Consider the following 25,175-nt stretch of genomic DNA (forward strand, 5'->3'; position numbering starts at 1 on the left):
ACGGGGAACGGTGCGGATGCCGCGGTGGGGGCCGCGGCATCCGCACCGGTTATCGGCGTCACCACGTATCTCGAGCAGGCGCAGACCGGTGTCTGGGACGTGCGCGCGTCGTTCCTGCCGAAGGTCTACATCGACGCCGTGACCGACGCCGGAGGCATCGCCGTGCTGCTCCCGCCGCAGCCGGCGACTGACGAGATCGCACGAACCGTGCTCGGCACGCTCGACGGGCTCATCGTCTCGGGCGGCGCCGACGTCGACCCCACGCGCTACGGCCAGGCGCCGCACCGACGCACCGGCGCGCCGCGCACCGACCGCGACGACTGGGAGCACCACCTCCTGACGGCGGCGATCGACCTCGAGCTGCCCTTCCTCGGCATCTGCCGCGGGGCGCAGATGCTCAACGTCGCCCTCGGTGGCACGCTCGTGCAGCACCTGCCCGACGTGGTCGGCAGCGATGCGTACCAACCGGCCCCCGCGCAGTTCGGCGAGACCGAGGCATCCGTCGAACCCGACTCCCAGCTCGCGGCACTGCTCGGCGACGCGGCTGTTCCCCTGCCGATCCACGTCTACCACCACCAGGCACTCGATGAGGTGGCGCCCGGCCTGCGGGTCACCGCGCGCACGGGCGACGGCGTGATCGAGGCTGTGGAACTCGAGACCGTGCCGTTCGGCATCGCCGTGCAGTGGCATCCCGAAGAGAACGCGGCTGACGGCCGTCTCTTCGCCGGACTCGTCGATGCCGCCCGCGAACATCGCGCCGCCCGCGAACATCACGCCGCCCGCACCGCCGGGTTCCGCACCGACGCCGAGAGGACGTCCTCGTGACGCACACGATCATCAACCCCGCCGATGAGAGCGTCGTGACCGCGGTCGCCGCCGCATCGATCGACGAGACGGATGCCGCGATCGCGCGCGCCGCCACAGCCCAGGCCGACTGGGCTCGACTCGCACCCGTCGACCGGGCCAGACTGGTCCGACGGTTCGCCGATGCCGTCGACGGCGCGGTCGAAGAACTCGCGTCGATCGAGGTGCGCAATTCGGGACATCCGATCACCCAGGCTCGGTGGGAGGCAGGTCACGTGCGCGACGTGCTCGAGTACTTCTCGGCCTCACCCGAACGCCTCTTCGGCCGGCAGATTCCGGTGGCCGGCGGCCTTGACGTCACGTTCCAAGAGCCGCTCGGCGTCGTCGGCGTGATCACCCCGTGGAACTTTCCGATGACGATCGCCTCGTGGGGTTTCGCCCCGGCGCTCGCCGCCGGCAACGCCGTCGTGCTGAAGCCTGCGGAGTGGACGCCGCTGACGAGCCTGCGCCTCGCCGAGCTCGGCCTCGAGGCAGGCCTGCCCGACGGGCTCTTCCAGGTGATCCCCGGCAAGGGCTCGGTCGTCGGCGAGCGCTTCGTCACCAACGAGGTCGTGCGCAAGATCGTCTTCACGGGCTCGACCGAAGTCGGCAAGCACATCATGGCGGGGTGCGCTGACCATGTGAAACGCGTGACCCTCGAACTCGGCGGCAAGAGCGCGAACATCGTCTTCGCCGACGCCGACCTCGAGCGTGCAGCAGCCACAGCGCCCTACGGCGTCTTCGAGAACGCCGGTCAGGACTGCTGCGCCCGGAGCCGCATCCTCGTCGAGCGCAGCGTGTACGAGCGGTTCATGGAGCTGCTGGAGCCGGCCGTCGCCGGAGTACGGGTCGGCGACCCCGCCGACGAGACGACCGAGATGGGCCCGCTGGTCGCGGCCGCACACCTCGATCGGGTGCGCTCATTCGTGCCGGATGACTCGGAGCTCGCCTTCCGCGCCGCCGCGCCGACCGGCCCCGGCTACTGGTTCCCACCGACGGTGCTCACCCCGTCGCGTGATGCTCGCACCGCACGCGAGGAGATCTTCGGCCCCGTCGTCTCGGTGTTCCCGTTCGACGACGAAGACGACGCCGTACGATTCGCGAATGCGAGCGAGTACGGCCTCTCGGGCTCGATCTGGACCCGTGACCTGAGCCGCGGCATCCGCGTCGCCCGCGCGGTCGAGTCCGGCAACCTCTCGGTGAACTCCCACTCCTCGGTGCGCTACTCGACGCCGTTCGGCGGCTTCAAGCAATCGGGCCTCGGTCGCGAGCTCGGACCCGATGCACCGCTCGCCTTCACCGAGACCAAGAACGTCTTCATCGCCGTCGACTCTCCGTCGGTCGAGTAGCGCAGCGTATCGAGACCCCGAGCCCTACGACAGGAGCACCATGACCGACCTCCCTCGCATCGACCTCAGCCGGCGTCTCGCCGGCCGCACCGCCGTCATCACGGGCGGCGCATCGGGCATCGGGCTCGCAACCGCGATGCGGTTCGCCGCCGAGGGCGCGACGGTCGTCATCGGCGACACGGATGCCACGGCCGGAGCGGCCGCCGCCGAACTCGTCGGCGGACTCTTCATCGAGGTCGACGTGACCGACGAGGAGCAGGTGAACCACCTCTTCGACGAGACGGCGCGGGTGTACGGGTCGGTTGACATCGCGTTCAACAACGCCGGCATCTCCCCGCCCGACGACGACTCGATCGAGACGACCGAACTGCCCGCCTGGCAGAAGGTGCAAGACGTCAACCTGAAGTCGGTCTACCTGTGCTCGCGCGCAGCGCTGCGGCACATGGTCGCGCAGGGCCGCGGCTCGATCATCAACACGGCGTCGTTCGTCGCGGTGCTCGGCTCGGCGACCTCGCAGATCTCGTACACCGCATCGAAGGGCGGCGTGCTCGCGTTGAGCCGCGAGCTCGGCGTGCAGTTCGCTCGGCAGGGCATCCGCGTGAACGCGCTGTGCCCCGGCCCGGTGAATACGCCGCTCCTGCAGGAGCTCTTCGCGAAGGACGCCGAGCGTGCGCAGCGCCGACTCGTGCACATCCCCGTCGGCCGTTTCGCCGAGCCCGAGGAGCTCGCGGCGGCCGTCGCGTTCCTCGCGAGCGACGACGCCTCGTTCATCACCGGCTCGACGTTCCTCGTCGACGGCGGCATCAGCTCGGCGTACGTCACGCCGCTCTAGGCTCGAGACATGACCGACGGGCTCGAGATATGACCGACGGAGCGGACGACGAGCAGGCGGAACCCACCGAGGTGCTGAGCGCCGGGCTCCTGCTCACTCCGGCGCGCCCCGCCAACGCATTCGAGGAGACGGTGCAGCGGCTGCTGCAATCGATCCGGCTCGGTCTCATCGGCCCGGGCGAGCGCCTGCCCGCCGAGCGCGAGCTTGCGAGCATGCTCGAGGTCAGCCGCGACACACTCCGCGAGGCGATCGCCTCCCTCGCGGACGCCGGATGGGTCATTGCCCGCCGCGGGCGCTACGGCGGCACGTTCGTCTCCGACGAACTTCCGGCGGCATTGCCCGCGACGGCCGGCACCGCTGACGATCCCCTCGTCGCCGCGGGCAGACTCGAGGACACCCTCGCGTTGCGGTCGATGATCGAGGTCGGCGCCGCGCACCGGGCCGCCGAGAGCGAGCTCACGGGCAACGATCGCGAGCGACTGTGGCAGGCCTATGAGGAGTGCCGGTCGGCCACCGGCGAGCAGTACCGCATGGCCGACTCCCGTCTGCACCTGCTGATCGCCGAGGTGCTCGGCTCGCCGAGCGTCATCCCGCTCGTCGCCGATGTGCGCATGCGGGTCAACGAGCTCCTCGACGGCATCCCGCTGCTCGCGCCGAACATCGCGCATTCGAACGAGCAGCACCGAGCGATCGTCGGAGCGATCCTCCGGGGCAGCCCCGAAGAAGCGGCGAGCGCCATGGCCGAACACCTCGAGGGCACAGAAGCGTTGCTGCGCGGCTTCTACGCGTGAGTGAACCGCTGATCGTGTAGCGAGCGCCAGCGAACGTATCGAGATCACGCAACCGGGTCTCGATACGCTCCTGCGTCGCTACTCGACCAACGAACCCCACACCCGCTGATCGCGTATCGAGATCACACGACTTCGTCGCTACTCGACCAACGCAGCCCACACCCGCTGATCGCGTATCGAGATCACCCGACTTCGTCGCTACTCGAACCGCTGCTCGAACCGGACGAACTGCACGGCCGCGTACGTCTCGGGTGCGCCGGATTCGTCGTGTGGCCACGTGTTCAGATCGACCGGACCGGAGAGGAAGGAGCCGACCGTCATCACGATCGTGATGAAGAACGGTTGGTCGAACGGCCAACCACCCTGGGCGCGCGAGTCGGTCGCCTCGGCGACGTGGTACACCTGCCCGTCGATCGCCCAGGTGATACGACCTGGCTCCCACTCGAGTACATGCTCCGCCCACCGATCGACGAGCGAGGGCACGGTACCAGTGGTCGAAATCGGTGACTCGCCGGAATAGCCCGGGCCGTGAAGGGAGGCGAACGGCGCCGTAGGGCGACCCAGCGCGATCTCCGTGGCGTCGATCTCGCCGCACGCGGGCCAGCCCACGGAATCGATGTCAGCACCGTAGAGGCACACGCCGAACCCCACGCCCTGTCCTGGCCCGAGGAGTTGACGAGTGGTGAGGCGACCATAGGGTCCGACAGTGACTTTGCCTTTCGAGGAGATGCTCCCGGCGATGAAGGGATACCCGTCCATCTCCTCCTGACGGGCGTGCAGCACGAGGTTGCCACCCTCGATCCCGACCATTCTCGGATCGTTGAACTGCTGCTCGTTCAGGTCACGATTGCCGCCGAAGTCCTCAGGCGTCCACACTTCGGGATTCAGGCCAGCCGAGAAGTCGTCCTCCCACACCACATTCCACCCTGGCGTCGGAGACGCGCTCATGGCACGTGGTGATGCACTGTTCGGAGCGGACTGGGGCGTGCATGCGGAGATCGCCGCCGCCAGCCCCGCCACCCCTCCCATGGCAAGCACTGTTCGTCGAGAGACGGTTCCTCCGCACCGACTCGCTCGCGGTGCGGAGGAACCCACGAACACGATTCCTTCTCGGAGGCCGATCGCCGAGCCCTATCCGGCCCTTCCGATCGGGCTGACGTTGCCGGCGTTATCGATCGCGCGGTACTCGAGCACGAATCGCGATGCCCCCGTCAAGACCACTCCCCGGTAGTTCTGCCATGGGCTGACGATCGTGCGCTTGCCGATATGGATCTGGTACCGATACTCGATGCTCGCCACCCCTGAGATCTCGTCTGTCGCCGTCAGCTGGGTGAGGAACCTGAATCGAGTCCGCTCCGCCGTCACGGTGGGTGGTGTTCGGTCGATCTTGATCTCGGTGGTGACGACCTCCGACACGTTGCCCGCGGCATCCGTCGCCCGCGCGCCGACCGTGTAGACACCGTCGGCATCGAGCACGAGCGGACCGTCTTGCACGGCGTACTCGCCTCCGTTGACGCTCACCTCGACGACCGGCGCCGGATCGGTCTCGTCCGTCGCTGCAAAGGTCAACGTGACGGGCTCGGTGTACCAGCCGTTGTCGCCGTTCGGCGTCGCCGGATCCGCCGTCACCGATACGGTCGGCGGAGTGACGTCCGGCTGCCCGACGGTGATGGTTCCCGTGGCGGGGGTGTCCGCCGAGGAGCCGCCGACGTAGAGCGGCACGGAACCGGAGGGCGTCACCCAGGAATCGGTCGCGACATCCCAGTACTGCAGGGAACGTCGGTCGATGGGGATGGCGACCTCCGCGCTCTCGCCGGGATCGAGCGTCACGCGGGTGAAGCCCGCCAGTGCACGGTCGACCGTCTCGACGTCCGTCGGAAGGTTCCCGACGTACGCCTGGACCACCTCGGTGCCGGCGACGCTTCCGGTGTTCGTGACCGTGACGGTCGCCGTCGTGGCGACCTGCTCATCCGAATCCGGATCCACGGGGGCCGCCTCGACGGCGGAACCGTACTCGAACGTCGTGTAGGACAAGCCGTGGCCGAAGGGGAACAGCGGCGTGGCGTCCTTCTCGACATACGCCTTGTATCCGACGTAGATGCCCTCGTCGTACACCGTGGTCGGGTAGATCTGCGTGACCTGATCGAACGGATGCTGGTACGGGCCGCCGACCGCGGTGACCTGTGCATCATCCACGGGGAACGTCACGGGCAGCTTTCCGGAGGGGTTGACGTCACCGAAGAGCAGTCCGGCGACGGAGCGTCCCTGGGCTTGACCCGGGTACCACGCCTCGAGCACCGCTGAGACATCGTCGATCCACGGCATGGCGACCGGACCGCTGGTGGCGAGCACCACGACCGTGTTGTCGTTGACGGCGGCCACCGCCTCGATGAGCGCGTCCTGGTTCTGCGGCAGCACCAGGTAACCGCGGTCGGCGGCCTCGCCGGTGTAGTCGCGCGCAACGACCACCGCGATGTCGGCGTCTGCAGCGGCGGCGACAGCCTCATCGATGGTCGGGTTGAGCACGCCGACCGGCGGCACCCAGCCGAAGCGCACCATCGCCCCCGGCTGATCGTTGAGCCCGCCGTTGAACTGATCCGGGACGTCCGTCTCGTAACTGACCTCGACGAAGTACTCCTGCCCCTCGACGAGATCGATCGTCGCGGCGTCGGTACCGTACGTCGTTCCATAGTCGTCGATGAGGGTCTGACCGTCGACGAGCAGTTTGGCCGTGCCGAGGTGGCTGAGCGACAGCTCGTACGAACCGGTGGCGGGCGCGGTCAACGTGCCGCTCCACACGACCGAGATCGGCTGAACGGCATACTGGACGCCGGGGCTCGGCACCTGAGAGGTGTTGATCGTGTCATTCGAGATGCCGGTGCGGTAGTTCACCTGCGGTTCGGTTCGAATCAGGGTCGGCTCCCCCGGGAACCCGAGTCCGTTGAAGTAGAACGCGGTCAGCCCGTCCTCGTCGGCGCCGCTCGAGGGCCGGAGCACCGAGGAGGGAACCGGCACAGGGCCCGGCAGTGTGTCGGCGAGCGAGACCGCATCGGTGCCGCGCTGGTAGGTCACGTCACCTGCGGCGCGGTCGGTGATGCCGTCGAGGATCGTGGTCAGCTCTGCGGGCCGCTGGATCGCGCCGCTGCCGCCGCCGTCGATGTACCAGTCCGCGTCGGCTCCGATCACGGCGAGAGACTCCGTTTCATCGGCAAGCGGCAGCGTGCCGTCGTTGCGCAGCAGCACAGCCGAGGTGTCAGAGATGGCCTCGGCGACGGCGTCGTGCTCGGTGATGGTGGCCGCGTCGAGCGGCGTGGATGCCGGCTGGGGATCCTCGAACGAACCGGGCGGCGGATCGTCGATGATGCCCACCGCGAAGAAGGTCCGGAGCACCCGGCGCGCGGCATCTGTCACCCGCTCCTCGGAGACGAGTCCGCTCTGCACGGCGGCGATCAGGTTGTCCGAGGAGTACTCGTAGCCGGGCCCCGGCACGTCCATGCCCGCTTCATAGTCGGCGAACGAATGCGCGGCGTTGAAGTCCGAGGAGACGTACCCGGCGAAGCCGAGCTGGGTCTTGAGGATGCCGTTCAGGAGCTCGTCGTTCCCACAGGAGTACTCGCCGTTGACCTTGTTGAACGCGCACATGATGGCGCCCGGATCGGCGTCGCGCACGAGGGTCTCCCACGGTCGGGTGTACACCTCTTGCAGCGGTCGCTCCTCGATGACGGCGTCGACGTGGCCGCGACGGGTCTCCTGGTTGTTGAGGTTGTAGTGCTTGACGATGACGGAGATGTCTTCGCTCTGGCTACCCGCGGCCTGCGCCGCCGCCATCCCGCCACTGACGAGCGGGTCCTCGCCGAAGGCCTCCCACATCCGCCCGTTGAGGGGCGTGACCAGCAAGTCCATCGTGGGTCCGGCGAGCCCGTTGAAGCCGAATGCCCGCGCTTCCTCGCCGGCGACTGCGCCGTAGGCTTCTGCCGCCTCGAGATCGAACGTCGACGCGAGGGCGATGCCGACGGGCAGTGCAGTCGACTCGGTGTCGGTCACCGCGACACCGCAGCATCCGTCCTTCCCTCGGATCGGTGGAACGCCGTATTGCGGCAGACCCGGTCCGCCGGACTGGATGAGGAGCGTCACCTTCTCCTCGAGGGTGAGGACATCGACGAGCAGCTGCGCCCGCTCGTCCGCCGAGAGGGACGTGTCCATCCACGGCTCTTCGGCGGCGGCGACCGGCGTGACCGTCGACCCGATCATGAAGACCGCGGTCAAGACTGCCGCGCCGATGGATGCCGAACGTACTCGCGTGTTTCTCATCGCATTTCCCTCTGTCGAGGGTCGCCGCGAAAGCCCGATCGGTCCTCATCGACGGCCGGATGTATACCGCGCTCAGCCGAAGGCGACGTCGAAATCCCCGGCGAGATCGGGAGCGTGAGTAGCCTGCGACGCTACGGCGCAACCGGCTGTCCCGATAGCCCCTTGCGGCTCATGCTCGATGGTGCTAATACCAACCGCTCACCATCGATCGAGTAGCGCCCCAGCGAAGACCGCATCCGTTGATCGAGTAGCGAGCCTGAGCGAAGACCGCACCCGTTGATCGAGTAGCGAGCGCCAGCGAGCGTATCGAGATCGCGCAACCGGGTCTCGAGACGCTCTTTCGTCGCTACTCGACCAGCGCCGGCGGCGAGCTCAGAGGAATGCGAAGGGCAGCATCGCAAGTCCGAAGACGAGGAAGCCGAGGGTCGCGATGACGGCGCCGGCGAGCATGACGGAGTTCAGCACGATGCCCCAGATGGCCATGGTGCGAGCCGCGGGCTCGCGCTTCAGCGCGAGGATGCCGAGCACGAGGCCGATCGCCGGCACGAAGAAGGTGTAGCTCGCGAAGATCGAGACGAGGCCGAGCACGAGGCTCGAGATGCTGAACCCGCGCGTCTCCGCGGCCGGCGCAGCGTAGGGGTTCGGCTCCGCGAACGGCGCCTGGGTTGCGGTGTCGGTGACGGTGGTCATGGTGTGTCTCTCCTGTTCGTGGGTGTGCTTCAACGCTACGGATGCCCCGGTGCACGCGGTATCGGGCTATCCCCCCGAACCCGAGGCGGGCGTGCACGACTCCGTGCCGGGCGGATACCCCTCGCGGCGCGCTCATCGCGCTCGCGGCGGTCGTCATCGCGAGCGTCGCATTCCCCGGCAGCGCTCCGATGACCGACCGTTCGATCTGATCGGGCGCTCGAACTTGGATGCCTCGTGGCCGATCTGCCACGAGGCATCCACGTCTCAGCCTGCGGTTCAGGCTCCCAGGAGCGCCTCGACCGGACCGCGGGCGAAGTAGATGAGGAAGCCGGCCGCGACGATCCAGAGCAGCGGGCTGATCTCGCGCGCCTTGCCCGACAGCGAGCGCACGACGACCCAGGCGATGAAGCCCGCGCCGATGCCGTTCGCGATCGAATAGGTGAGCGGCATGACGGTGACCGCGAGGAACACCGGCAGGAGCACCGAGAACTCCGAGAAATCGATGTACCTGATCTGCGCCATCATGAGCGCTCCCACGATGACGAGCGCAGCGGAGGCGACCTCGGTCGGAACGATCGAGACGAGCGGCGTGAAGAACATCGCGGCGAGGAACAGCAGACCCGTCACGATGTTCGCGAGGCCGGTGCGCGCACCCTCGCCGATGCCTGCACCCGACTCGATGAAGACCGTGTTCGACGACGCTGAGGCGTATCCGCCCGCGACGGCGCCGACGCCCTCGACGATCAGCGCGGACTTCAGGCGCGGGAAGTCGCCCTTCGCGTCGGCGAGCTGAGCCTCTTTCGAAAGGCCCGTCATCGTGCCCATGGCGTCGAAGAAGTTCGTGAAGACGAGCGTGAAGACGAGCATCACGGCGGCGAGCACGCCGATGCGTTCGAAGCTGCCGAACGAGACCTGACCGACGAGCGAGAGGTCGGGCAGGCTCACGATCGAGCCGCTGAGCTCGGGTACCGAGAGGCTCCAGCCGCCCGCGTTGAACTCCTCGCCGGCGAACATCGGCCCGATGTTCCAGACCGCCTCGACGACGACCGCGAGCACGGTGCCCGAGACGAGGCCGATGAGGATGCCGCCTTTGACCTTGCGTGCCACGAGGATGCCCGTGAGCAGCAGGGTGAAGATGAAGACGAGGGTCGGCACCGTCGCGACGGAACCGGCGATGCCGAGGCCGACGGGCGGCGAAGAAGCACCAGTTGCGGTGACGAAGCCGGCGTTCACGAAGCCGATGAACGCGATGAAGAGGCCGATACCGACGGTGATCGCGAGCTTCAGCTGGATCGGCACGGCGTCGAAGATCAGGCGGCGGAGGCCTGTCGCGGCGAGCAGCACGATGACGAGGCCGTTGATGACCACGAGACCCATCGCCTCGGGCCAGGTGACCTGACCGACGACCGAGACTGCGAGGAACGAGTTGATGCCGAGCCCCGCGGCGAAGCCGAACGGCAGCCGCGCGACGAGGCCGAAGAGGATCGTCATGACGCCGGCCGTGAGGCCCGTGACCGCCGAGACCTGTGCGAACCCGAGCTGGTTTCCGTCGACGTCGACGCCGGCCGACAGGATGATCGGGTTGAGGATCACGATGTAGGCCATCGTCACGAAGGTGACGATGCCGCCGCGCACCTCGGTCGCGACGGTGGAGCCGCGCTTGGTGATCTCGAAGAATCGATCGATGGGGTGGGACGGCCTCTCGCTCTGCTGGGCCGTCTCAGGGGTCGTTTCAGTGGTCATCCGGGAACCTTCGATGAGGGACGCGCGTGCGGCGCGACGGGTGGACTGGAATTGTTCAGCTCGTGAACAGCTTGATGACGTGCTCGCCCACGATCAAGTAGAGACCGAAGATCACGGCGAGGCCGCTCAGAGCGAAACACGCCCACGCACCGACGAGCGCGGCACGTTTCTGCCCCTCGCTCAACGGGCTCTTCTTCGCCGCCTTGGCCGCCCGCTTCTCAGCTTGGCGGATCTCGGCGGGCGTCACCACGGTGATCGCGTCGGTGAACTCGGCCGGCGTCACGATGGGCGTGCGCCCAGAGATCGTGAGGAGCCGGACTCCGAGCGAGTAAGCGGCGACCACGACGACGGTGCCGATCATCGCGGAGACGAAGACGAGAAGGAACGCGAACCAGTCGATCACGGCTTCACCTTCTTCTTCGGCTTGGGGTTGCGCTTGATCTTGACGGCGCGGCCCGAGTGCGCAACCTCGCTCACCACGTTGTGGTGGGAGACCTCGTTGCGGCGCGACCAGACGAAGATCGTGGCGATGACGATGACGCCGACGACCGTGTCGATGATGATGCCGATGACGCCGAGGTGGGCGACGACCGCGGCGAGCGCGCCGACGCCTCCTGCAGCGGGCAGGGTCAGGAGCCATCCCACACCGATGCGACCGGCCGTGCGCCAGCGCACCTTCGAGCCGCGGCGACCGAGCCCGGAGCCGATCACAGAGCCCGATGCGACCTGCGTGGTCGACAGCGCGAATCCGACGTGGCTCGATGCGAGGATCGTCGCGGCGGTGGCCGTCTCGGCCGCGAAGCCCTGCGCAGGCTTCACGTCGGTGAGGCCGGTGCCGAGGGTCTTGATGATGCGCCATCCGCCCATGTAGGTGCCGAGCGCGATCGCGATGGCGCACGTGACGATGACCCACAGCTGCACGTCTGCGCCGGCCGGCTGCAGACCGGCTGCGACGAGGGTCAGCGTGATGACACCCATCGTCTTCTGCGCGTCATTGGTGCCGTGCGCGAGCGCGACGAGCGAGGAGGAGAAGACCTGCGCGTGGCGGAATCGGTCGCGACCGTCGGGCTTGCCGTCGTAGCGGCGCGTGATGGCGTAGGCGAGTTTCGTCGCGGTGTAGGCGATGAGCCCGGCGGTGAGCGGCGCCAGCAGCGCGGGCAGGATGACCTTCGACAGCACGACGCCGAAGTCGATCGCGCCGAAACCGAACCCGACGAGCGCCGCGCCGATCAGGCCGCCGAAGAGGGCGTGGCTCGATGATGACGGCAGGCCGAGCAGCCAGGTGACCATGTTCCACACGATTGCGCCGATCAGCCCCGCGAAGATGAGCTCGGGGGTGATCAGTACTCCCCCGTCGCCCTCTTTGATGATGCCGCCCGAGATGGTCTTGGCCACCTCTGTCGAGAGGAATGCGCCGACGAGGTTCAGGATGGCGGCGAGGCCGACCGCGACTTTCGGCTTCAGCGCACCTGTCGCGATCGGAGTGGCCATGGCGTTGGCCGTGTCGTGAAAGCCGTTGGTGAAATCGAAGAAGAGCGCCAGTGCGATGACCAGCACGACGATGAGGGTGAGATCCACCGGCGTCTTTCTCTGGGATCGGTGATGCCCACGCCTTCGGGATGGATTTCACCAGATGTTCAGGGGACGTGCCTTGCAGAGTCGGCATTCGCCGTGCACTCGTCGATACTACGCGACGGGACTCTGCTCCTCCACCACGGTCGCGAGGTCGTCCCCGAACACGAAGCTGCGCCGCACTTGACCGCCGGCGAGCACGCCCGGCAGCCATCGGCGGGCGTCGTCCCACATCTGTTCGAGGGGGATCTGCTGCACATCGAACCATTCTGGGTCGAGTTCGTCGGATGCCGCAGGCACACCCTCCCATCGGCGGCACACGAAGACATTCGAGACCTGACTCCATGCTTCGCGATGCGGGAAGAAGTAGCTGAGCGCGCCGCGCGGCTCGAGGTCGGCGGCAGCCACGACGAGGCCGGATTCTTCGAACACCTCGCGCACCGCGGCATCCGTTGCCGACTCGCCCGGCTCGAGCTTGCCGCCGGGCGCAACGTAGTAGCCCTGGCCGAGCCCGACCTTCTTTCGCCCCAGGAGCACTTCGACCCGCCCCTCGTGCTCGCGCAAGAGGTAGCAGACGCAGACCTGGGGCAGTGGCATTGCTGGTTCCTGAGCTCGAGGGATCAGCCGAAGAGGATCTTCGCCTCGTCGTACCGGGACTGCGGAACCCGGTTGAGGCTGCCGACCGCATCGGCGATCGAGACTGTCTTGATGTCGGTGCCGCGAAGCGTGACCATCGAACCCCATGCGCGGTCGTAGACGGCTTCGACGGCGGCCATGCCGAGCCGGGTCGCGAGCACCCGGTCGTACGCTGAAGGGGCTCCGCCGCGCTGGATGTGGCCGAGCACCGTCGCCCGGGACTCGATGCCGGTGCGCTCTTCGATCATGGGGGCGAGCTGCTCCGAGATGCCGCCGAGGCGCGGCCGGTTGAACGCGTCGAGCCCCTTGTGCGAGTGCGCCTCGTTCATGCCGGGCAGTGTGAATCCCTCGGCCACGACGACGAGCGGAGCCCGGCCGCGGTCGCGCACCGATTCGACCCACTCGCAGATCTGCTCGATCGACCGCGGCTGCTCGGGAATGAGGATCGCGTGGGCGCCGCCGGCCATGCCGGAGTGCAGGGCGATCCAGCCGACGTGGCGGCCCATGACCTCGAGCACCATGCAGCGGCCGTGCGAGTCGGCGGTCGTGCGCAGGCGGTCGATCGCCTCGGTGGCGATCTCGACGGCCGTGTCGAAGCCGAAGGAGTAGTCGGTGGCGGCGAGGTCGTTGTCGATCGTCTTCGGTACGCCGACGACGTTGATGCCGCCCTCGTCGTGGAGGCGGCGAGCGGCAGTGAGCGTCCCCTCGCCGCCGATCGCGATGATCGCGTCGATGCCGTGCTCGTCGAGCATCCGCTGGATGTTCTCGGGCCCCCCGCCCTCTCCCTCGAACGGGTTGGTGCGGCTCGAGCCGAGGATCGTGCCGCCCTGCTTCGCGAGACCGCGCACGTCGTGCCGGGTGATCGGCATGATGTCGGCTTCGACGACGCCCTTCCAGCCCCAGCGGAATCCGACGAACTCGGCCTCGTGCGAGATGACGCCCTTCAGCACCGCACCGCGGATGACCGAGTTGAGGCCGGGGCAATCGCCGCCCGACGTGAGGATGCCGATCTTCATGGCTCGTGGGACTCCTTGCAGTGGGGGAAGCGTCGCGGGAGCCACTTCATCGGGGCACGACTCCGGAAGTCTAGCGAACCTCGACTCCCGTGGCCGGGCCGGAGGCACCGAGCGGGAGCGATTCCCGGGTGTTGCACTCGGTGTTCGCTCGATGTAACTTAGCCACATGGCTCAGTATTCATCCGCACTCGATGGGGCATTCCAGGCCCTTGCCGACCCGACCCGGCGCGCTGTGCTTGGTCGTCTCGGCACGGGACCGGCGAGCATCGGCGAGCTGGCAGCGCCGTTCGACATGGCCCTGCCGTCGTTCATGAAGCACATTCACTACCTCGAGAAGACGGGCTGGGTCAGCACGCGCAAGACCGGCCGTGTGCGAACCTGCGCCCTCGAGAGGACCTCGTTCGATGTGATCGAGACCTGGCTGAGCGAACAGCGAAGCCTCTGGGAAGGCCGCACCGACCGGCTCGAGCACTTCGTCACCACCACTCACGACAAGGAAACCGCCGAATGACCGACTCCGCTCGCCCCGAACTCGACCTGACCGTCACCCGAATCATCCGCGCCCCGCGCTCCGCCGTCTGGAACGCCTGGACCGACCCCGCGAGTTTCGAGCAGTGGTGGGTTCCCGCGCCAGAGGTCTGTCGCGTACGGCAGATGGACTTGCGACCCGGCGGGGCCTTCCGAACCGAGCTCAGCCAAGACGGCATCGCATTCGGCCCGCACATCACCGGCTGCTTCCTCGCCGTCGACGAACTCGAGCGCATCGTCTACACCGACGCGCTCGTTGCCGGCTGGCGCCCCGCGGAGGCGTCATTCGTGACCGCCGTCATCAACGTCAAAGATCACCCGGACGGCACCGAGTACACCGCCACCGCGATGCACCGCAACATCGCCGACCGCGACCAGCACGAACAGCTCGGATTCCACGACGGCTGGGGCACCGTCACCCGACAGCTCGCCGAACTCGTCGAGTCGCGCGCCTGACCCGAGGAGGCCGTCCGGTGCTACAACGCGCCGTCGAGCGCCTGCCGCAGCAGGTGCTGCAGGGCGTCCAGCTGCACCGAGTCGGCTGAGCCGGGCTCGACGTCGCTGCCGTCGAGCGCACGGGCGGCGAGCCCCTGCTTGGAGTCGATGAGCTCGGCGATGCGGGCATCGATCGTGTGCGCCGCGATGATGCGCCAGGCGGTGACGGGCTCGTCTTGGCCGATGCGGTGCACGCGGTCGATCGCCTGGGTCTGTTCGGCTGCCGTCCAGCTGAGCTCGGCGAGCACGACGTTCGACGCGGCCTGCAGGTTCACACCGACGCCTGCGGCAGTGAGCGAGCAGACGGCGACGGCGATCTCCGGGTCGTTGTTGAACGCATCGATCGCGGCTTGGCGTTGCAGGGCCGTCTGATCGCCGCGGAGGGACACCGTGCGGAGTTCTCGGGCGGCGAAGGCCGCCTCGGCCTGGTCCATCACATCGATGTGCTTCGCGAAGAAGACGACCTTGCCGACCGAGCGCGCGAGCTGGGCGGCGTAGTCGGCCGCGAGGCCCGCCTTCGCCTGGCCGATGCGCCGCACCATGGTGAAGACGTTCTCGCCCGATTTGGTCGACTTCGACTCTTCGAGCTCGGCGCTCGCGACCGCGCGGATGAACTGGTCGCGCTGCTCCTCGTCGAGGTCGCCGACGCGCAAGTGCCGTGCTTCGACGAGGGCGCGGAAGCGACCCGCGAGCCGGTTGCCGAGCTCACGCTCGGCCGCGCGCACCGAGCGACCGAGTTCGTCGTCGAGTTCGACGGGCAGGTCGGCGATGCGTTTGGCAGGCAGGTCGGCGGCGACGTCGACCTTGCGGCGGCGCACGATGCCGAGGTCGATCACGGCGCGGCGGGCAGCGCTGTAGAACCCGGGGTCGGCCGGGGTCAGCCCGGTCTCCTCCAACTTGCCGAGCAGCTCGGGCGAGGGTTTGTCGCCCTCGATCCAGCCGAGGAACTTCCAGATGGCACGGAAGTCGTCGACGTCGTTGATGAGCGGCGTGCCCGTGAGGGCGAGCAGCAGCGGGTCGCCGCCCGGCGCGGCGCGGCGGATGCGCTCGGCGAGTGCGAGCACGTTCTTCGATCGCTGCGATTGCAGGTTCTTGATGAAGTGCGCCTCGTCGACGACCATGCCCTTGAACCCGAGCGTCGAGAGCCACGCCATGTGCCGGTCGAGCACGTCGTAGTTGACGACGACGACGTCGGCGAAGGCGTCGAGCGTATCGCCGTCGCCGTGGATGACCGTCGCGCGGCGGTGCGGCGTCCACCGCTCGACCTCGCGAGCCCAGTTCATCTTCACGACGTTCGGCACGATCGCGAGCAACGGGTAGGCACCGGCGACGGATGCCGCGAGCACCGATTGCGCCGTCTTGCCGAGGCCCGGCTCATCGGCGAGCAGGAACGTGCGGTGCCCCTGGCGGGCGCTCTCGATGAAGCGCGCCTGGTGCTTCATGAGCTCGAGGCCGCGCGGCGAGAGCCGGTCGACCTTCGGCGCCTCGGGCAGTTCCATCGTGGCGGCCTGGCCGCCGGAGCCCACCTCGAACGACTTGAACAACGGCCCCAGCAGTTCCCAGTTCGCGAGCCGCCGCACCGGCACCGCCGCGGCGGCGGACTTGGCGAAGTCGGGCGGAAGGAACGGGTTCGCGAGTTGACGAGACCGCACGGACGCCGGGATCACCTGGTTCTCGCTGAGCTCGGGTCTGGCTTCGGGCTCACGGGTGATGATGAGCTCGTCGGGCGAGAGTTCAGCGCCCGATTCGAGCAGCCAGTCGCGGCGGAACCGCTGCGCGACCGTCGAGATCGAGGCATCGGGTTCGAGCAAGGCGATGAGGCTCGTGTCGCGCGCCGCGGTCTTCGCGAGGATCTGGGCGATGCCGTCGAGCCGTTTGAGCAGCTCGGCGCGCGCGGAATCGGTCACCTCGGTGTCGGCCTTGACTCTGGCACGCTCTTCGCGCATGAGGAGCGCGATCACCTGGAATTTCGTGCGGTTGGTCGGGCCGAGTTTGCCCTTCTGGGCCTTCTGCTCGACCTCGCGCACCTTGCGCGCAAGGATCGGGATGATCGGTGCGTCATCGTCGCGCGAACGCGTACGCTGTCGCTGCCTCGTCTGGGCCAATGGTCCTCCAGTATCTGGGCCGTATCCGGCACGCCCCTCGACAAATCCGATGATCGAACCGCTTGGTCGCACCGAGCAGGTCGGTGGCTCGCGGTGCGCGAATCCCGAACCGAGCATCGCGCGAACTCAGGTTCATCAAGACCCAGCTCACGCGGTCGGACGAAGAGCGGATTCGCCGTGCGCAAGCTTCATTCTAGCGCCACAGCGGCCCGCGACGGTGCAACGCCCCGCCAAGGAGGTCAGACGCCGCCTCCCCCGCCGCCTCCCCCGCCACCGCCGGAGGATCCACCGCCGCCGGAGCCGCTCGACGACGAACTCGAGCTCGAGCCCGACCACGAGGCGCTCGACGCCGTCGAGAACGACGCCACTCCCGCAGCGAGCAGGCCCGCGTTGAAGCCGTCGCGCCCGCCGTACCAGCCGGGCGCGGTACCCGCCTGCTCGTAGAGTGCGGCGAGCTCACGGCTCCACTCGCGCTCGAGGCCGAACAGCACGGCATACGGCAGCAGGCGCTCATTGAGTTTCAGCACCGTAAACGGGTCGAGGTCGACAATCGCGGCCGTCGCGCCCGTGGCATCCGTCGCCGGAGACCCTGGAGCGGATGACGCGGCGGGCCGTTGCACTCGCAACGCACCGCTCGGACTCTGCAGCACGCGCAACCGGTCGGCTTCAGCAAGGCGGATGTAGAGGCGCAGACCCTCGAGATGGTCCCTGATGGCGCGCCCACGTTCGGTGAGCGGCCGCACGCCGATGACCGTCACCAACGTGACGATGGCCGCCGCGATCGCGACGATGAAGCACGCCGCCGGCCAGAAGCCGCCCATCTGAGCGTCGAGCGCGATGACGCCGAAGACCACGGCGAGCACGGCGCCGACGACGGCGACAGCAGCGAAGAGCAGCCGCGGCCCGAGGGCGGGTCGCCGGCGCAGACCGTCGGTCACCACTCGCTTCGCGACGCGCTGGCGGAGCGCGAGGAGTCGCCTGCCGAGTGCCGTGTCGCGAGTGAGTTCCCGGCGCTCGCCGGCATGAGGTGTGGCGAACAGCGCCCCCACGACCGCTGCCGCGTCGGCGTCGTCTGGCTCGCCGCTCGCTTCACCGCGATACTCGATCGCGTACTTCTTCGCACCCGACTCGACGATGCGCAGCTCGCCCGCGACGGCACGATCGAGGATCGTCGCCGTCACCCCCTTGTCGGGCCGCCCCACGATATCGGCCGCGACCATGGCCGAGACGCCCGCGGGCGGCTCGTATTCGGCGATGATCGTGCCCCGGCCCGGGTGATTGCGCCAACGCGTGCCGCGCACCAACATGGCACCAGCAGCGGCGAGCGCGGCGAACACTGCTGCGATCGCCCCCGTGATCGCGGCAGGCGAGGAGCCGAACGACTCATCGCGCGGCATGAAGGTGCCCTCATCGAAGGCCGCGGCAAGGGTGAGGTTCTCATAGGGCCCGAGATCGAGCGCTTCGGCGGTGAGCACCGGCGGCTGCGACTCCTCCACCTCGATCGAGTCGCACGGTGTGCTCGACCCGTCTGCGCCCTGATAGCACGCGACGTCGCCCGTGAACGCGGCGCCGACACCGTCACTCAGGTGCAGTTCGGCGCTCACCCGACCGAAGGGCTGCGCCCATCCCGTGCCGTTCACGTCCCAGTAGAACTCGTCGATGGCCGCATCGTCGGGCTGCAGGGTCACGTTGTGCTGCCGGTAGCCGATCACGTACGTCTGCTCGCCGTGCACGTAGTCGTCGGCGCGGATCGTGATGAGGAGGAACTCGCCGTCCTCGTCCTCCTCGGCCTCGAACGAGCGAGGCACGCCCGTGGCATCCGTCACAGTGATCTGTTCGATGTCGGTCGGGTGCCCGCGGTAGGAGCTCGGAATCGCACGCCGGATGCCGCGGTTCTGGTCGATCTCGGGGAAGCGGGCGACGATCGTCTCGACCGTGTCGAGCACCGAGTGACCGCCCTCGTCGCGTGACAGTTCGTAGACGGCGTCGAGCGAATCGAAGGTGAAGTCGTCGACCCCGGTCGAGACCGCCCCGATGACGGATGCCGCGGCCTGGGCGCCCGTGCGACCGGCGGCATCGCCCGCGGCCACCGCCCACGCACCCGAAGCCGGCCCGACGGCGAGTGCCGCCGCCACAGTCGCGGCGGCGAGGATTCCGGCAATTCGAGGGCGCACCATGCCCCTACGCTAGCGCGGCGACGGCGGCCGCCGACCGCTTACGCCCGCCGGAGCCGCAGGCTGTTGAGCACGACGAACACGCTCGAGAACGCCATGGCGGCCCCCGCGATCATCGGGTTCAGAAAGCCGGCAGCAGCGAGCGGGATCGCGGCGACGTTGTACGCGAACGCCCAGAACAGGTTGCCCCGGATCGTGCGCAGGGTCGCCCGCGCGAGTGAGATAGCGTCGGCGATCGCGCCCGGCTCGTCTCGCGTGAGCGCCAGGTCGCTCGCCGACGCCGCGGCATCCGTGCCCCCGCCCATCGCGATGCCGAGATCGGCGGCGGCGAGCGCGGCGGCGTCGTTGACGCCGTCGCCGACCATCGCGACCCGGCTCCCCGCAGCCTGGGCGCTCCGCACGATCTCGAGCTTTCCCTCCGGGCTCACCCCGGCGTGCACCTCCTCGATGCCGAGCACTTCCGCAACGCGCGCCGCAGGCCGCTCGGCATCGCCGGTGACGAGCACCGGACGCAGGCCTTGTGCGCGGAGCCGATCGATCGCCTCGCGGGCGCCGTCGCGCACGCGGTCGCCGACCTCGAGGAGTGCCCGCACCTCACCCGCCCAGCCCACGGCGACGAGCGTGTCGTCGGAGTCGGCCGCGCGTGCTTCGAGTTCGGCCGGCATGCGGAAACCAAGCTCGACGAGGAATGCCGGGCGACCGGCAGCCGCCTCCGAGCCGTCGACGATGCCCGTGACCCCGAGTCCGGCGTGCGCACGGAACCCGGCGACCGCGACTGCCCGATGAGCGGAGCCCGAGGCATCCGCCCCGCTGACGACGGCTTGCGCGATCGGATGCTCCGAGCGCCGCTCGAGTGCAGCCGCGACCCTGAGCGCTGCCGTCGAGTCGACGCCGCCTGCGCCGGTGACCCGGGTGAGGCTCATGCGCCCGGTGGTCAGGGTGCCGGTCTTGTCGAGCAGGATCGTGTCGACGTCGCCTGCGCGGTCGAGCGCTTCGGGGCCGGTGATGAGGATGCCGCGCTCGGCGCCCCGACCGGTGCCGACGAGGATCGCGACGGGGGTGGCGAGGCCGAGGGCGCACGGGCAGGCGATGACGAGCACGGCGACGGCCGCGGTGATGGCCTGCTCGACGGGACTGCCGGTGACGACCCACACGATCGCCGTCCCCACGCCGATCGCGATGACGATCGGCACGAACACCCCCGAGATGCGATCGGCGAGCCGCTGCGCGCGGGACTTGCCGAGTTGGGCGTCTTCGACGAGCCGCGCGATCTGCGCGAGCCGCGTGTCGGCGCCGACACGTACCGCCTCGACGACGAGGCTGCCGCCGTGCACGATGGTCGCTGCCGTCACGGCGCTCCCCGGCTGCACGTCGACGGGGGCGGGCTCGCCGGTCAGCATGCTCTCGTCGACTCCGGCTTCACCGCGCACGACGGCGCCGTCGGCAGCGATCCGCTCCCCTGGGCGCACGACGAAACGGTCTCCGGGGCGAAGTGCGACGATCGGGATCCGATCTTCGTGCTCGGCGGAGCCGCTCTGCCGGAGCACCGAAACTTCACGCGGGGCGAGCTCGAGGAGGGTGCGCAGCGACTGGCCTGCGCGGCGCTTCGAGCGCGCTTCGAGCACCCGCCCGAGCAGCAGGATCGTGATGACGCCGGCCGCGACCTCGAGGTAGATGTCGCCGCCCGGCGTGCCTCGCACCCCGAACGTCCATTCGTGGGTCATGCCCGGCATGCCGGCGTGGCCGAAGAAGAGCGCCCAGACCGACCAGGCGAAGGCGGTGACGGTGCCGAGCGAGACGAGCGTGTCCATCGTGAGGGCGCCGTGCCGCAGATTCACGACGGCAGCGCGATGGAACGGCCAGCCGCCCCACACCACGACGGGCGCGGTCAGCACGAGGGAGAACCACTGCCAGTACGTGAACTGCAGTGCCGGCACCATGGCGAGCACGATGACCGGCACGGTCAGCACGGCCGAGATCACGAGACGCGTGAACAGCGGGTCGGATGCCGCGGGGTTCTCCCCTGCCCGGCCGGCCTCGTGCGGCTCGGCCTCGTACATCTCGGTCGCGGGCGGTGCGGCGGGTAGGTGTGCGATGTAGCCCGCCTGGCGCACCGCCTCGAGGAGGTCGTCGATCGGGGTCGTCACCGGAAACTGCACGCGCGCCCTCTCGGTCGCGAGGTTCACCTCGGCCTCGACACCCTCGAGCCGGCCGAGCCGCTTCTCGACCCGGGCGACGCAACTCGCACATGTCATGCCCTCGATGCCGAGGTCGATCGTGCGGGTGTCGTGCTGCAGCGCCATCCGTGTCTCCCTGTCGATTCGAATCCCTACCGTACCCCTAGGGGGTATCTGTTGCAAACGGGGTATCCTGTCAAGGTGATCGAGGACATCAAGAAGCGCGCCCTGCACCGCACGAAGATCATCGAGGGCCAGTTGCGCGGCATCGAGAAGATGATCGAGAACGACGACTACTGCGTCGACATCATCACGCTCTCGCTCGCCGTGCAGAAGTCGTTGGGCTCGCTCAACAAGCTCCTCGTCGAGAACCACCTGCGCACCCACGTGACCGAGATGTACGAGGCCGGCGGTGAGCAGCGCGAAGCCGCGGTGGCCGAACTCGTGCGCATCTTCGAGCTCTCCAACAATCGGGGGTAGGCCAGCGGATGCCGCGCATCGAACTCATCACAGGCGACATCACCGTGCAGCGGGTCGATGCGATCGTGAACGCGGCCAACTCCTCCTTGCTCGGAGGCGGGGGCGTCGACGGGGCGATCCACGCCGCAGGCGGACCGGCGATCCTCGAGGAGTGTCGACGCCTTCGCGAGACGATCCTGCCCGGCGGCCTGCCGACCGGTGAGGCCGTGGCGACCGGCGCCGGCAGGCTCTCGGCGCGCTGGGTCATCCACACCGTCGGTCCGGTGTGGCCCGGCCCCGGTGCGGAGGCCGACGCCCGGCGCCTGCTGCTCGCGGCTTCGTACCGCAACTCGCTCGCACTCGCCGCCGAACTCGGCGCCGTCTCCGTTGCCCTTCCCGCAGTCTCAGCCGGTGTCTACGGCTGGCCTGCAGCGGACGCCGCACGCGTGGCCCTCGGGGCCGCGGCTTCCGCGTCGTCGCCGGCGCTCATGCGCTTCGTGCTCTTCTCCGCTGACATGCACCGCGCCTTCGCCGATGCCGCGGCAGAGCTCGGGATCGCGCCCGTCACCCCCGATTGACCCCCGAACAGGGGTCGGTTCGATAGACTCCGGCGATGCGGTGTCGACGGCGAACCACATGACCATGCGCTTCGAGGTGCTCGGCCCGCTCGTCGTGCGCATCGACGGCCACGACGTCACGCCCGGGGGAAGCCGCGTGCGCACGCTGCTGGCGGTCCTCCTCGCCGCGGAAGGCGCCCGTGTGACCGATGACCGCCTGAGCGACCTGCTCTGGGGCGACGAGGGAACCGCCGCGCGGCTGCAGTTGCTCGTGCACCGCCTGCGCGCGACGCTCGACGACCCCGACAGGGTGGTGCGCGAACCCGATGGCTACCGGCTCGCCGCAAGCGACGACGAGCTCGACACGGTCGAGTTCGAGCGCCTCGCAGCATCCGACCGCGGCCGCGCCGCCCTCGTCCTCGTGCGTGGACCCGCCTTCGACGGGTTCGACGGCGAACCGTTCGAGTCTGCGCGGATCCGCGCTCGCGATGCGCAGCGAGCCGTGCGGCACCGTGTGCTCCACGCCGAGCTGGAACACAACGACCCGGCCGGACTCATCGCCGAGATCGGCGCGGCAGTGGCCGCAGACCCGCTCGACGAAGAACTCGTCGCCCTGCAGATGACCGCGCTCGCCCGGAGCGGCCGGCAGGCGGACGCCGTCGACGCATACTTCTCACTCCGCTCCACGCTCGCCGAAGAACTCGGCCTCGACCCCGGCGCGGAGATCGACGAACTGCACCGTCGCCTCGTATCAGGCGACGCCCTCGACCCGACCCCGGCCCCGCGGCAACTGCCCGCAGCCGCCAGCCTCGTGGGACGCGACGCCGAACTCGAACGACTCGATGACCTGACCCGCGCCGACGGGCCCAGGATCGCCGTCATCTCGGGCACGGCCGGCGCCGGGAAGACGGCGCTCGCACTCGGATGGGCACGCAGGGCACGCCGGCACTTCGGCGACGGCAGTCTGTTCGTCGACCTCCGCGGCTTCAGCGAGACCCAGCCACGCTCCGCCGGGGAAGTGCTGGCCGGATTCGTACGCGCGCTCGGGTATCGCTGGAACCTCCCAGACGATGCCGAAGAACTCGCTGCGCTCTTCCGCAGCCTCGTGCACGACCGGCGCATGGTGATCGTGCTCGACAACGCGAGATCGGTCGACCAGGTGCGGCCCCTGCTGCCGGGCGGCGACGGCCCGGTCGTCGTGGTCACGAGTCGTGAGGGGCTCGTCGGCCTCGGCGTGCACGCGCGAGTGCACACCGAGGAACTCGACGCGCTCGACCTTCGCGCCTCGGTCGAGCTCATCCGCGCCATCGTGCACGACCCGGTCACACAGCGCGACGCGGAACGACTCGCGGTGCAGTGCGCCTGCCTCCCGCTCGCCTTGCAGATCGCCGCCCGCATCGCCGCTGCTCGCGGCGAGGGCGTCGCTCGACTGGTCGCCGATCTCGACGCCCACCGCGACCACCTTGACCGGCTCGACACCGGCGACGACGCTCGATCCGGCGTGCGCACCGTGCTCTCGTGGTCGTACGAGGCACTCGACTCGAGAATTCGCCGCGTCTTCCGACTGCTCGGGCTCCTGCCCGAACAGGGTGCGCCCGAAGCCGCGGCGGTCGCCCTCGTCGGCGGCGACCCGAGCGAGGCACGCACCGATCTGCGCTCCCTCCGGCGCGTGCATCTCGTCGAGGTCGACGATCACGGTCGTCACACCCAGCACGATCTGTTGAGAGCGTATTCACGGGAGCTCTCCGAAACGGAGCCTCGGGCGCAAGACGAGCTCGGTGCTCGCGCTCGCCTACTCGCCTACTACGCGGCGGGATGCGCCGACGCCGCCACGGCACTGACCGCCCGATGGGGCCCGCTGCCGATATCGAGCGATACTGCCGAACCCGACGAAGCCGCCGTCGCCTCGGTCGATCTCGCGACGCGTGCCGGGCCGTTCGAGGATGCCGAGGCCGCGATGGCGTGGCTCAACGACGAGCGCGGGGCGATCGTCGCCGTCGTCACTGCGGCCGGCCCCGAGGCGGATGCCAGGGCGATCGCGATCGTCCTCCGGCTCCGGCCGTACCTCGCGAGGCAGGGATGGCTCAGCGAAGCGCGTGTCCTCTTCGAAGACCTGCTCGAGCGCGCCACTCGCCGAGATGACATGCTGGCTCAGGCCACGGCCCTGCGACTGCTCGGTTCACTCGACGTCGAAAGTGTGGAGTACGGCATCGGCGCCCAGCGCCTCGTCCGTGCACTCGAACTGAGTCGACGACTCGGCGATCGCACGGGCACGTCGATCGCACTGAACAACCTCGCTGAGATGGAGCGACTCCTCGGCGACCCCGCACGCGCGGTCGAGCTGCTCGAGGAGGCGTTGTTGATCAACGAAGATGCAGGCGATCTCACGCGCGTCGGTCTGAGCCACGGCAACCTCGCGCTCGCTCACAATGCCCTCCAGGCGTACGAGGCTGCAGAGGTCGAGAGCCGCCGTGCCCTTCAGATCGCCGAGCAGGTCGGCTCCGAACGCCTCTGCTGCCTCGGGCTTCGGGCGCTCGCCGGCGCGGTGCTCGGGCTCGGCTCGCCGCCGGAGGCCGTGTCGATCGCCCAGCGGGCGCTCAGGCTCGCGCGAAGCCTTGATGAGACCGAGATGGAGGTGTGGTCGGCCGAAGTGCTCGGCCGTGCACTGCTCGCCAATGGTGCGCCGGACGACGCGGAGCGGATGTTCGAGAGAGCCGTCGAAACGAGCCGACGCAGTGGCTCACTCACGCAACTTGCCTCCTCGCTTCGCGCGCTCGCGGCGCTCCGCGAGACGCGCGCGCCTGCCGAAGCGGCCCGACTCCTCGACGAGGCCCGGGCGATCAGCGAGCGCCTGCAGGCCGGGGCACTCGGCGCCATCGAGCCGTGACCGACGCATG

20 protein-coding genes are annotated in these 25,175 nt (G+C 69.0%); 9 read left to right on the forward strand and 11 right to left on the reverse strand.

The window, feature by feature from the left end:
• Positions 1–24 precede the first annotated feature (24 nt).
• The 4 genes from AC1C2R_RS00685 to AC1C2R_RS00700 are packed head-to-tail and all read left to right on the forward strand — an operon-like array spanning position 25 to position 3,815.
• Positions 25–825, forward strand: coding sequence for a gamma-glutamyl-gamma-aminobutyrate hydrolase family protein (locus AC1C2R_RS00685; protein WP_495380358.1), 801 nt, complete (start codon positions 25–27; stop codon positions 823–825).
• Positions 822–2,192, forward strand: a complete 1,371-nt coding sequence (locus AC1C2R_RS00690; RefSeq protein ID WP_495378603.1) for an aldehyde dehydrogenase family protein — start codon at positions 822–824, stop codon at positions 2,190–2,192. The genes AC1C2R_RS00685 and AC1C2R_RS00690 overlap by 4 nt, the downstream gene beginning before the upstream one ends.
• Positions 2,193–2,232: 40 nt before the next feature.
• Positions 2,233–3,024 (forward strand): 3-oxoacyl-ACP reductase, encoded by a 792-nt coding sequence (locus AC1C2R_RS00695; RefSeq protein ID WP_495378604.1) that lies wholly within the window; start codon positions 2,233–2,235, stop codon positions 3,022–3,024.
• 29 nt (positions 3,025–3,053) lie between these two features.
• Entirely contained in the window at positions 3,054–3,815 is a 762-nt protein-coding gene (locus tag AC1C2R_RS00700; RefSeq protein WP_495378605.1) for a FadR/GntR family transcriptional regulator, read from the forward strand.
• A 198-nt stretch (positions 3,816–4,013) separates the two neighbouring features.
• On the opposite strand, the gene AC1C2R_RS00705 is transcribed toward AC1C2R_RS00700, so the two are convergent.
• The 8 genes from AC1C2R_RS00705 to AC1C2R_RS00740 form a co-directional block, all read right to left on the reverse strand.
• Positions 4,014–4,763, reverse strand: coding sequence for a glycoside hydrolase family 16 protein (locus AC1C2R_RS00705; protein WP_495378606.1), 750 nt, complete (start codon positions 4,761–4,763; stop codon positions 4,014–4,016).
• A gap of 183 nt (positions 4,764–4,946) precedes the next feature.
• Entirely contained in the window at positions 4,947–8,126 is a 3,180-nt protein-coding gene (locus AC1C2R_RS00710) for a glycoside hydrolase family 3 C-terminal domain-containing protein (RefSeq protein ID WP_495378607.1), read from the reverse strand.
• Between the two features lie 372 nt (positions 8,127–8,498).
• Positions 8,499–8,816 (reverse strand): DUF4190 domain-containing protein, encoded by a 318-nt coding sequence (locus AC1C2R_RS00715; RefSeq protein ID WP_495350619.1) that lies wholly within the window; start codon positions 8,814–8,816, stop codon positions 8,499–8,501.
• Between the two features lie 276 nt (positions 8,817–9,092).
• Positions 9,093–10,559 carry an NCS2 family permease gene (locus tag AC1C2R_RS00720; RefSeq protein WP_495350620.1) on the reverse strand — a complete coding sequence of 489 codons (1,467 nt, stop codon included), beginning with the start codon at positions 10,557–10,559 and terminating at the stop codon, positions 9,093–9,095.
• Between the two features lie 55 nt (positions 10,560–10,614).
• Entirely contained in the window at positions 10,615–10,962 is a 348-nt protein-coding gene (locus AC1C2R_RS00725; protein WP_495350621.1) for a peptidase, read from the reverse strand.
• Positions 10,959–12,137, reverse strand: coding sequence for an inorganic phosphate transporter (locus AC1C2R_RS00730; protein WP_495350622.1), 1,179 nt, complete (start codon positions 12,135–12,137; stop codon positions 10,959–10,961). Before AC1C2R_RS00730 ends, AC1C2R_RS00725 begins: the two co-directional genes overlap by 4 nt.
• Before the next feature lie 108 nt (positions 12,138–12,245).
• A complete protein-coding gene (locus tag AC1C2R_RS00735; protein ID WP_495350623.1) occupies positions 12,246–12,728 on the reverse strand; it encodes an 8-oxo-dGTP diphosphatase in 483 nt (160 codons plus the stop codon).
• Positions 12,729–12,751: 23 nt separating this feature from the next.
• Positions 12,752–13,783, reverse strand: a complete 1,032-nt coding sequence (locus tag AC1C2R_RS00740) for a 6-phosphofructokinase (protein ID WP_495350624.1) — start codon at positions 13,781–13,783, stop codon at positions 12,752–12,754.
• A gap of 166 nt (positions 13,784–13,949) precedes the next feature.
• Here AC1C2R_RS00740 and AC1C2R_RS00745 point away from each other — a divergent pair, with 166 nt between their 5' ends.
• Both AC1C2R_RS00745 and AC1C2R_RS00750 read left to right on the forward strand, forming a co-directional pair.
• Complete coding sequence (locus tag AC1C2R_RS00745; RefSeq protein WP_495350625.1) at positions 13,950–14,294, forward strand: ArsR/SmtB family transcription factor; 345 nt, start codon at positions 13,950–13,952, stop codon at positions 14,292–14,294.
• Positions 14,291–14,767 carry an SRPBCC family protein gene (locus AC1C2R_RS00750; RefSeq protein ID WP_495350626.1) on the forward strand — a complete coding sequence of 159 codons (477 nt, stop codon included), beginning with the start codon at positions 14,291–14,293 and terminating at the stop codon, positions 14,765–14,767. Before AC1C2R_RS00745 ends, AC1C2R_RS00750 begins: the two co-directional genes overlap by 4 nt.
• A 20-nt stretch (positions 14,768–14,787) precedes the next feature.
• On the opposite strand, the gene AC1C2R_RS00755 is transcribed toward AC1C2R_RS00750, so the two are convergent.
• The 3 genes from AC1C2R_RS00755 to AC1C2R_RS00765 form a co-directional block, all read right to left on the reverse strand.
• Positions 14,788–16,911, reverse strand: coding sequence for a DEAD/DEAH box helicase (locus AC1C2R_RS00755; RefSeq protein WP_495350627.1), 2,124 nt, complete (start codon positions 16,909–16,911; stop codon positions 14,788–14,790).
• Between the two features lie 239 nt (positions 16,912–17,150).
• Complete coding sequence (locus tag AC1C2R_RS00760) at positions 17,151–19,088, reverse strand: DUF2207 family protein (RefSeq protein WP_495378608.1); 1,938 nt, start codon at positions 19,086–19,088, stop codon at positions 17,151–17,153.
• A gap of 38 nt (positions 19,089–19,126) precedes the next feature.
• The gene (locus AC1C2R_RS00765; protein WP_495378609.1) at positions 19,127–21,388 is read right to left on the reverse strand and encodes a heavy metal translocating P-type ATPase; all 2,262 of its coding nucleotides are present in this window, start codon (positions 21,386–21,388) and stop codon (positions 19,127–19,129) included.
• Between the two features lie 75 nt (positions 21,389–21,463).
• On the opposite strand from AC1C2R_RS00765, the gene AC1C2R_RS00770 reads away from it, so the two are divergent.
• From AC1C2R_RS00770 to AC1C2R_RS00780, 3 genes are read left to right on the forward strand one after another with little or no spacing between them, the layout of a single operon-like run.
• Positions 21,464–21,742 carry a metal-sensitive transcriptional regulator gene (locus tag AC1C2R_RS00770; RefSeq protein WP_056658220.1) on the forward strand — a complete coding sequence of 93 codons (279 nt, stop codon included), beginning with the start codon at positions 21,464–21,466 and terminating at the stop codon, positions 21,740–21,742.
• Between the two features lie 8 nt (positions 21,743–21,750).
• Positions 21,751–22,299 carry an O-acetyl-ADP-ribose deacetylase gene (locus tag AC1C2R_RS00775; RefSeq protein ID WP_495378610.1) on the forward strand — a complete coding sequence of 183 codons (549 nt, stop codon included), beginning with the start codon at positions 21,751–21,753 and terminating at the stop codon, positions 22,297–22,299.
• A 58-nt stretch (positions 22,300–22,357) separates the two neighbouring features.
• The gene (locus tag AC1C2R_RS00780; protein WP_495378611.1) at positions 22,358–25,165 is read left to right on the forward strand and encodes an AfsR/SARP family transcriptional regulator; all 2,808 of its coding nucleotides are present in this window, start codon (positions 22,358–22,360) and stop codon (positions 25,163–25,165) included.
• Positions 25,166–25,175 lie beyond the last annotated feature (10 nt).

The organism is Agromyces sp. Y182 (assembly GCF_059445385.1).

Excerpts from the sequence above, each read along its gene's own strand:
- AC1C2R_RS00695 (WP_495378604.1), top strand. The coding sequence starts at position 2,233 with ATGACCGACCTCCCTCGCATCGACCTCAGCCGGCGTCTCGCCGGCCGC.
- AC1C2R_RS00700 (WP_495378605.1), top strand. The coding sequence starts at position 3,054 with ATGACCGACGGAGCGGACGACGAGCAGGCGGAACCCACCGAGGTGCTG.
- AC1C2R_RS00705 (WP_495378606.1), bottom strand. The coding sequence starts at position 4,763 with ATGAGCGCGTCTCCGACGCCAGGGTGGAATGTGGTGTGGGAGGACGAC.
- AC1C2R_RS00710 (WP_495378607.1), bottom strand. The coding sequence starts at position 8,126 with ATGAGAAACACGCGAGTACGTTCGGCATCCATCGGCGCGGCAGTCTTG.
- AC1C2R_RS00715 (WP_495350619.1), bottom strand. The coding sequence starts at position 8,816 with ATGACCACCGTCACCGACACCGCAACCCAGGCGCCGTTCGCGGAGCCG.
- AC1C2R_RS00720 (WP_495350620.1), bottom strand. The coding sequence starts at position 10,559 with ATGACCACTGAAACGACCCCTGAGACGGCCCAGCAGAGCGAGAGGCCG.
- AC1C2R_RS00735 (WP_495350623.1), bottom strand. The coding sequence starts at position 12,728 with ATGCCACTGCCCCAGGTCTGCGTCTGCTACCTCTTGCGCGAGCACGAG.
- AC1C2R_RS00740 (WP_495350624.1), bottom strand. The coding sequence starts at position 13,783 with ATGAAGATCGGCATCCTCACGTCGGGCGGCGATTGCCCCGGCCTCAAC.
- AC1C2R_RS00745 (WP_495350625.1), top strand. The coding sequence starts at position 13,950 with ATGGCTCAGTATTCATCCGCACTCGATGGGGCATTCCAGGCCCTTGCC.
- AC1C2R_RS00750 (WP_495350626.1), top strand. The coding sequence starts at position 14,291 with ATGACCGACTCCGCTCGCCCCGAACTCGACCTGACCGTCACCCGAATC.
- AC1C2R_RS00760 (WP_495378608.1), bottom strand. The coding sequence starts at position 19,088 with ATGGTGCGCCCTCGAATTGCCGGAATCCTCGCCGCCGCGACTGTGGCG.
- AC1C2R_RS00765 (WP_495378609.1), bottom strand. The coding sequence starts at position 21,388 with ATGGCGCTGCAGCACGACACCCGCACGATCGACCTCGGCATCGAGGGC.
- AC1C2R_RS00775 (WP_495378610.1), top strand. The coding sequence starts at position 21,751 with ATGCCGCGCATCGAACTCATCACAGGCGACATCACCGTGCAGCGGGTC.
- AC1C2R_RS00780 (WP_495378611.1), top strand. The coding sequence starts at position 22,358 with ATGACCATGCGCTTCGAGGTGCTCGGCCCGCTCGTCGTGCGCATCGAC.